Here is a 574-nt window from a genome sequence, read left to right on the forward strand (position 1 = left end):
TGTTGGTCTATGGGGTGTTCTGACACTGATTGCTTGTAGTTCACCCTCGCCCGCAGGAGAGACCGAATGGCCTGCTTCCTTTGGATATGGCCGTAGTGCTACGCCCGCAGAAATTTCTGCAAAGGATATCGACGTACGTCCGGATGGTAAAGGGCTTCCTGCAGGTGAGGGGACTGTTGCTGCCGGCAAAGTGATATATGCTGCCAAATGCGCAGCGTGTCATGGGAAAACCGGGGTCGAAGGACCGTTCGACAAGCTGGTGGCACCGCCTATCACAAAAGACGCCGAAGGCGGAAGGGAAAGAAAGGCGATTGGCAACTACTGGCCTTACGCATCCACGTTATATGATTATATAAACCGGGCGATGCCCTTTAATCAGCCGGGATCTTTGTCTGCGGATGAGGTTTATAGTGTGACTGCTTATTTATTGTTTGCCAATAGGATAATCGGCGCGGATGCCGTATTAAACCGCAAAAGTCTTCCCTTGGTAGTTATGCCTGCACATGAACGTTTTGTAACAGACGACCGGCGAGGCGGACGCGAAATTAAATAGGAAAAAAGAGTGATGAGCGAT

General features: G+C 50.7%; 1 protein-coding gene. It reads left to right on the forward strand.

Translation table 11 applies throughout. The annotated features are described in order from the left end of the window. Window positions 1–28: 28 nt before the first annotated feature. Window positions 29–553, forward strand: coding sequence for a c-type cytochrome (locus ACNOHI_RS25295; RefSeq protein ID WP_420477484.1), 525 nt, complete (start codon window positions 29–31; stop codon window positions 551–553). The last annotated feature ends 21 nt before the right edge of the window (window positions 554–574 follow it).

It is taken from the genome of Noviherbaspirillum sp. ST9 (genome assembly GCF_048799745.1).
Classification (GTDB): domain Bacteria; phylum Pseudomonadota; class Gammaproteobacteria; order Burkholderiales; family Burkholderiaceae_D; genus Noviherbaspirillum.